Annotated in this window: 6 protein-coding genes; 4 read left to right on the top strand and 2 right to left on the bottom strand. The window is 65.6% G+C overall.

Translation table 11 applies throughout. From position 1 onward, the window contains the following. Positions 1 to 200, top strand: a 200-nt coding sequence (locus CVV68_RS23625) for a hypothetical protein (protein WP_170133249.1), incomplete at its 5' end; no start/stop codon positions are given. Positions 201 to 391: 191 nt separating this feature from the next. Here the strand turns inward: CVV68_RS23625 and CVV68_RS18985 are convergent. Then, positions 392 to 1,375 carry a pirin family protein gene (locus CVV68_RS18985; RefSeq protein ID WP_110502565.1) on the bottom strand — a complete coding sequence of 328 codons (984 nt, stop codon included), beginning with the start codon at positions 1,373 to 1,375 and terminating at the stop codon, positions 392 to 394. 295 nt (positions 1,376 to 1,670) lie between these two features. Here CVV68_RS18985 and CVV68_RS18980 point away from each other — a divergent pair, with 295 nt between their 5' ends. Both CVV68_RS18980 and CVV68_RS18975 read left to right on the top strand, forming a co-directional pair. Beyond that, complete coding sequence (locus CVV68_RS18980) at positions 1,671 to 3,044, top strand: inorganic phosphate transporter (RefSeq protein ID WP_110502564.1); 1,374 nt, start codon at positions 1,671 to 1,673, stop codon at positions 3,042 to 3,044. Next, on the top strand, positions 3,044 to 3,349 hold the full coding sequence (locus CVV68_RS18975; protein ID WP_245933655.1) for a hypothetical protein: 306 nt from the start codon (positions 3,044 to 3,046) through the stop codon (positions 3,347 to 3,349). The genes CVV68_RS18980 and CVV68_RS18975 overlap by 1 nt, the downstream gene beginning before the upstream one ends. A gap of 158 nt (positions 3,350 to 3,507) precedes the next feature. On the opposite strand, the gene CVV68_RS18970 is transcribed toward CVV68_RS18975, so the two are convergent. Further along, positions 3,508 to 3,966: a hotdog fold thioesterase gene (locus CVV68_RS18970; protein ID WP_110502563.1), complete on the bottom strand. Its 459-nt coding sequence runs from the start codon at positions 3,964 to 3,966 to the stop codon at positions 3,508 to 3,510. A gap of 115 nt (positions 3,967 to 4,081) precedes the next feature. Here CVV68_RS18970 and polA point away from each other — a divergent pair, with 115 nt between their 5' ends. After that, positions 4,082 to 6,727 (top strand): DNA polymerase I, encoded by a 2,646-nt coding sequence (polA, locus tag CVV68_RS18965; RefSeq protein ID WP_245933657.1) that lies wholly within the window; start codon positions 4,082 to 4,084, stop codon positions 6,725 to 6,727. Positions 6,728 to 6,747: the final 20 nt, after the last annotated feature.

Genomic DNA, 6,747 nt, shown 5'->3' with positions numbered 1-6,747 from the left:
AATGGCTCAAAAAACACCTCACCCAACAACTCGACCACCGCAACAACACGACAGCAGGCCTGGGGACCGGCGCGGCGGCGGGAACGGCGCCAGGCGCCCGGGCGGCGGGCATGGCAGCATCCCGGTTCGACCGAAGCCACAGCCCGCTCGAAAACCTCATCGAATACAACATCAAGCCCCACACCAACGAAGACCACTGACAACGTTCGCAGCACACCAGGTCCCAACGGGTCTCGACAGCAGGTTGCCAAGGCAAGGCGCGCGGTAGGGGCAGACAGGGATCGACCACCGGTCCTGACAGGCGTTACCACCTTCAAAGAAGACCACCGTCAATGAATGCGGCGCACAACGCAGGGCCTGCCACTCCACGCCACCGGTTGCCGGGCCCGGATCAGTTCGGATTGGTTCGGGGACGAAGCTTGACCGTAGGAAGTGTCGGCGCCGGGAGAGGTGGATCAGCTTGGTGATCGGGCAGGCCGAACCGCTGCACGTTACTGTGGGGCCCTGCGGCAGCAATCTCCGCCTGCCAGGCGTCGCGAAATCCAACAATTTCCTCATGAGAGCGGCCCACAAAGTTCCACCACATGACAATGGACTCACCCAGGGGAGTCCCACCAATCAGGAGCAACCGCACGGGTTCCGGTCCGGCCACTAGCGTCACGCCGGGACGTCCCGGCCCCACGTATCCCAACTCGCCAAATCGGAGCGGCTGCCCGGCCACGGCAACAGAACCGGAATCCACCAGGAATCCGTGTTCAAATGCCGGATCCAGTTCAAGCGTGAGCGAAGCACCGGCGTCGAGCATCAATTCAGCACCCAAAAGCGGCGTATGGGTCACCACGGGTGACTCCTCCCCGGCCAGCGCGCCCAGGAAGACGCTCAGCGTGGCTCCGGGAAGGGTGACCGGCGCCGGCCGGTAGTGTTCAAACGTCGGCGCCATGAAGCGCGCGCCGTCCGGCAGCGCCACCCAGAGCTGGGCACCATGCAGCACGGTAGTGGTGGGCGTCGAGTACTCGGAGTGGCTGATGCCGCGCCCGGCAGTCATCAAATTCAGTTCCCCGGGGCGCACCATGGCGTGATATCCAGCACTGTCCGCATGCTCAATTTCGCCGGTAAACAGCCAACTGACCGTTTGCAGGCCGGTATGTGGATGCGGCGGTACCGACATGCCGCCGGTGCCGGCGACGTCGTCGGGACCGTAGTGGTCAACGAAGCACCAGGCACCGACGAGCGAGCGCTGGCGCTGCGGCAGGGTCCTCCGCACGGTCATGGCCCGCGGTCCGCCCAGCGGCACCAGCCGCGGTTCCAGCACCTCCACGGTGCCCGGACTGCTGGGGCAAACCAGTTCCTGCGGTTCGGATTCCAAGTTGCTCACAACACACCAACCATCCTTCAGCCCGGACCGAACGCCTCCACGCCCCCGATATGGGGGCGGGAGAAACGTCCAGTGCCATGAAGCCTAGCCCGGGCAGCCCGTCCATGGGCAGCCCGGGCAAGTGGACGCGCATGCGGGCAACGCTGCAATATCAATGGAGAGAATCATCGTAGGATCGTAAAGGTTGGGTCGCTCCATGGCCCACGTGTGCCAAGTGCCCGCAATGCCGCTAAGGGCCTAGTCCGACTAGACTCTTTGCAGTTTCGCTTTTGCCCCCAACAGAAATGGATCGCGGGTGGATCTCACCTTCATGGTCGTGCTTGTCATAGCACTGGCCCTTTTTTTTGATTTTACAAATGGATTTCATGACACGGCCAACGCAATGGCAACCCCCATTGCCACCGGTGCCATCAAGCCCAAAACGGCTGTGGCACTCGCCGCCATCTTGAACCTGGTGGGTGCCTTCCTCTCGACGGAAGTCGCCAAGACCATCTCCGGGGGCATCATCAACGAGGGTCCGGGCGGTGTTGCGATCACCCCGGAGATGATCTTTGCCGGACTCATGGGCGCAGTGTTGTGGAATCTGTTCACGTGGCTCCTGGGGCTGCCCTCCAGCTCATCGCACGCACTTTTTGGCGGCCTGATCGGTGCCGCCATCGTCGGCACCTGGTCCTTCGGCGCCGTGAACTTCCTGGTGGTCCTGTCCAAGGTGATTTTCCCGGCGCTGCTGGCCCCCGCCGTTGCCGGCGGTGTGGCGTACCTGTGCACCAAGATGGCCTACGGCATCACCCGCCGCTCAGACCCGGACTCCGGTGACAAGCTGACCCAAAAACGCGGCGGCTTCCGCCGCGGGCAGGTCTTCAGCTCCTCCCTCGTTGCCCTGGCGCACGGCACCAACGACGCCCAGAAGACCATGGGTGTCATCACCTTGGTGTTGATCGCCTCCCAGCTGCAGGCTCCAGGCACCGGGCCCCACATCTGGGTCATCACGGCCTGTGCCCTGGCCATTGCCGGCGGAACATACGCCGGCGGCTGGCGCATCATCCGCACCCTGGGATCCGGACTGACCGACGTCAAGCCCGCCCAGGGCTTCGCGGCAGAAACCAGCACCGCGGCCGCCATCCTGGCCTCAAGCCACCTCGGCTTCGCGCTATCCACCACCCACGTCGCGTCCGGCTCCGTGATCGGTTCCGGCCTGGGCCGCAAGGGTTCCACTGTCCGCTGGGGCGCTATTGGCAAGATCAGCCTCGGCTGGCTTTTCACCCTGCCGGCCGCGGCGGTCGTCGGCGGACTCGCCGCACTACTGATCCGCACCGGCACCGTGGGAATCGTCATTGTCGCCGTCCTGGGGCTGGGTGCCATCCTGGTCATGTTCTACTTGTCCCAGCGTGAGACTGTGGACCACAACAACGCCATCAGCGACGTCGACGCTGTGGGCGAGGCCCTCCACATCCCGAGTAAGAAGGAGCGCGAGCGCCTGGCTGCCCAGGTCCGCGCCGCGGAGAAGCTCGCGGCAAAGGCTGCCAAGCGCGCCGCCGAGACCGCCGATGTCCGTGCCAGAGCCCAGGCAGCCCTCGACCAGGCTGACACCGCGGTTCTTAAGGCCATGACCAAGGCTGCCGAAGCGCCCAAGGGCGGCAAAAAGCAAAGCAGTAAGAAGGTTAAATAATGCAGTTTGCAACCATTGCCAACCTCGCCGCCAAGACTGCCAACACGGCGGTGATCGACTGGAGGGGATTCATCGTGGTGGCCGTCGTCACGCTCGTCGGCGCGGGCTTCGTCGTCGTGATGTACTCACTGGGCGTCCGTCTCACCGCCGTCAGCGGCGACGACACCGCCAGGATCAATACGGCCGCAAAGTGGGGCTCCTGGGTGTGCTTCGGTTTCTGCGGCCTGGCCGTCGCCAGCGGCATCATCTTAATTGTTCCGCTCTTCTACAAGACCGCCATGGGCTGGTTCGGCGTCAGCGTCTAAGCCGTTTAAGCACGACGCCGGGCACCTGCCTTCCGTTCACAGCGGGAGGCAGGTGCCCGGCGTCGTTGGCTGGCGGGTTGGGCCCACGCGCCCGAGGGACCCGCTGCGAGCTTGCGAGCAGTGGGAGGGCGTGGGGAGGGCGTGGGGAGGCGTGGGGATCAGGCGTCCAGGATCATGTTGGTGATCCGGGCGGTGGAGAGCAGGCGTCCTTCGGCGTCGGTCATGACCACCTCGTGCGTGGCCAGGGTGCGGCCCAGGTGGAGTGCCGTGGCGGTGCCGGTGACCAGCCCCGCCTTGATGCCGCGGTGGTGCGTGGCGCCTATCTCAATGCCCACCGGGCGCCGGGTGGGTCCGGCGTGCAGCGCGGAGGCAAAGGACCCCAGTGTGTCGGCCAGAACCAGGTGCGCCCCGCCGTGCAACAGGCCCACGAGCTGTGTGTTTCCTTCCACCGGCATGGTGGCCGTCATCCGCTCCGGGGCCATCTCCCCAAACACGATTCCCATCTTCACCACCAGGGCGCCGACGCCCAGGTGTCCCAGCCACTCGTGGAACTTCGCGGGCACCCCCGCTGCGGCAAGTTCGGCGGTAAAGGGCGGCGGCGTGAAATTAGCGTTCATGATGACTAGGCTGGCACCTGTGAGTGAATCTGCCAAGACGGCCCCCAAAACACCTGTTCCCGCTGCCGCCGTACCCGGCGAAACGCCCCGCCTGCTGGTGATCGACGGCCATTCCATGGCGTTCCGGGCCTTCTATGCGCTGCCGCCGGAAAACTTTTCCACGGAGGCCGGCCAGCACACCAATGCCGTCCACGGCTTCACCTCCATGCTGCTGACCATGATCCGCCAACAAAAGCCCACGCATGTGGTGGTCGCCTTTGACCTGGACACCCCCACCTTCCGCTCCCTGGAATACACCGAGTACAAGGGCGGGCGCAACAAGACGCCGGAGGAGTTTTACGGCCAGATCGACCTGATCATCAAGGTCATGGCCGCCATGAACATCCCCACCATTTCAGTGGACGGCTTCGAGGCCGACGACATCATTGCCACGCTGTCCGTCCAAGGCGAGAGCGCCGGCTGGGACGTCCTGGTGGTCTCCGGAGACCGCGACGCCTTCCAGCTCATTACCGACAAGGTGCTGGTGCTGTACCCGAAGAAGGGCATCTCCGACATCCCGCCCATGGACGCCGCCGCCGTGGAAGCCAAGTACCTGGTCCCGCCGAACCGCTATTCCGACCTGGCCGCCCTGGTGGGGGAGACCGCTGACAACCTTCCGGGCGTGCCCGGCGTCGGGCCCAAGACCGCGGCCAAGTGGATCAACCTCTACGGCGGCCTTGAAGGCGTCCTGGCGAACCTGGACGCCATCGGCGGCAAGGTCGGCGAATCGCTGCGCGCCCACGTGGACGACGTCAGGCGCAACCGCCGCCTGAACCACCTGCTGCGCGACATGGAGCTGCCCGTGGCGCTCGAGGACACGGTGCTGCGGTCCCCTGACCGCGAAGCCGTGGAGGAGCTCTTTGACGCCCTCCAGTTCAACACGCTGCGCAAGAGGCTCTTCGACCTCTTCGGCGAGGAGGAGTCGGCAGACGACGGCGAGGGCCACGAGGTGCCCGCGCACCGGATGGTCACGGACGCGGCAACGCTCAACGCATGGCTCGACGCCGGAACCAACGTTGCGGGGGCACCGGCACCGACCGCTGTGGACGTCCTTTCCGAACGGGTGGGCCTGCTGCCGGAGGCCACGGCGGTGGCCCTGGTGCGGGCGGACTCCGCCGCCGTCGTCGAACTTGGCACTGCCGACGAGGCACTGGACGGGGAACTGTCCCGCTGGCTGACCTCGGACGCACCCAAGGTGGTCCACGAATACAAGGAAGCACTCAAGGCCCTGGCCCCGCGCGGGCTGTCGCTGGCCGGCGTGGTGGACGACACGTCCATCTCCGGCTACCTGATTCAGCCGGACCGGCGCAGCTACGACCTTCCCGCCCTGAGCCAGGTCCACCTCAAGGTCACCTTCGCGGCCGCCGGGCAGGAGTCCGCCGGCCAGCTGGACCTGGGGCTTGAGGCGGGCGCCAAGTTTGCCGACGCCGTGCAGCACGGCTACGTGGCACTGCTGCTTAGCGAACACTTTGCCCCCATGCTCGCCGAACGCGGGGCCGCCACCCTGCTGGCCGAACTGGAGCTGCCGCTGGCCGCCGTCCTGGCCGGGATGGAACTGACGGGCATTGACATCTCCCGTGAGCGGCTGGAGACGCTGATGGCCGACTTGACGGCCACCATGGACGCCTCCCAGGCTGCGGCCTTTGCCGCCATTGGCCACGAAGTGAACCTGGGCTCGCCCAAGCAACTGCAGCAGGTGCTGTTTGAAGAGCTGGAACTGCCCAAGACCAAGAAGATCAAGACCGGCTACACCACGGACGCAGCCTCGCTGAAGGCACTCTTGGAGAAGACCGGCCACGAGTTCCTGGCCCAGCTCATGGCCCACCGGGAGGCGTCCAAGCTGCGGCAGATGGTGGAAACGCTGAAGAAGTCCGTGGCCGATGACGGACGCATCCACACGACCTATGCGCAGAACGTCGCGGCCACGGGCCGGCTTTCCTCCAACAACCCCAACCTGCAGAACATCCCCATCCGCAGCGAGGAAGGCCGGCGTGTCCGGGACATGTTTGTGGTCACCGAGGGCTATGAATGCCTGCTTGCCGCCGACTACTCGCAGATCGAGATGCGCATCATGGCGCACCTTTCCGGGGATGCCGGGCTCATCCAGGCGTATGCGGAGGGTGAGGACCTGCACCGCTATGTTGGCTCGCACGTCTTCGGCGTGCCGCCGGAGGAAGTCACCCCGGCCATGCGTTCCAAAGTCAAGGCGATGTCCTACGGGCTGGCCTATGGGCTCACCAGCTTTGGCCTGTCCAAGCAGCTGGAGATCTCCGTGGACGAGGCCCGCACGCTCGTCAAGGACTACTTTGACCGCTTTGGTGGGGTGCGCGACTACCTGCGCGGCGTCGTCGAACAGGCCCGCATCGACGGCTACACCTCCACCATCGAGGGACGCCGCCGGTACCTGCCGGACCTCTCCAGCACCGACCGCCAGCTCCGTGAGCTCGCCGAGCGCGTGGCCCTGAACTCGCCCATCCAAGGCTCGGCGGCGGACATCATCAAGCACGCCATGCTTGGTGTAGCGGCGGAACTTCAAAAGCAGGGCCTCAAGTCCCGCATGCTGCTTCAGGTCCACGATGAACTGGTCCTGGAAGTCTGGCCGGGGGAGCGGGACGCAGTGGAGGCGCTGGTGGTGGCCCAGATGGGCGCCGCCGCGGACTTGAAAGTTCCGCTGGAAGTCCAGGTGGGCGTCGGCTCCAGCTGGAACGACGCCGGACACTGACGGACACCCCCAGCCGGCCA

It is taken from the genome of Arthrobacter livingstonensis, assembly GCF_003219815.1.
GTDB classification, from domain to species: domain Bacteria; phylum Actinomycetota; class Actinomycetes; order Actinomycetales; family Micrococcaceae; genus Specibacter; species Specibacter livingstonensis.
The sequence above is the reverse complement of the archived record's forward strand: the minus strand, read 5'-3'. Positions and strand labels throughout refer to the sequence as shown.

What these genes read in the sequence shown, in the direction of transcription:
- CVV68_RS18970 (WP_110502563.1), bottom strand. Translation starts at nt 3,966, where the DNA reads ATGAACGCTAATTTCACGCCGCCGCCCTTTACCGCCGAACTTGCCGCA.
- CVV68_RS18975 (WP_245933655.1), top strand. Translation starts at nt 3,044, where the DNA reads ATGCAGTTTGCAACCATTGCCAACCTCGCCGCCAAGACTGCCAACACG.
- polA (WP_245933657.1), top strand. Translation starts at nt 4,082, where the DNA reads ATGGCGTTCCGGGCCTTCTATGCGCTGCCGCCGGAAAACTTTTCCACG.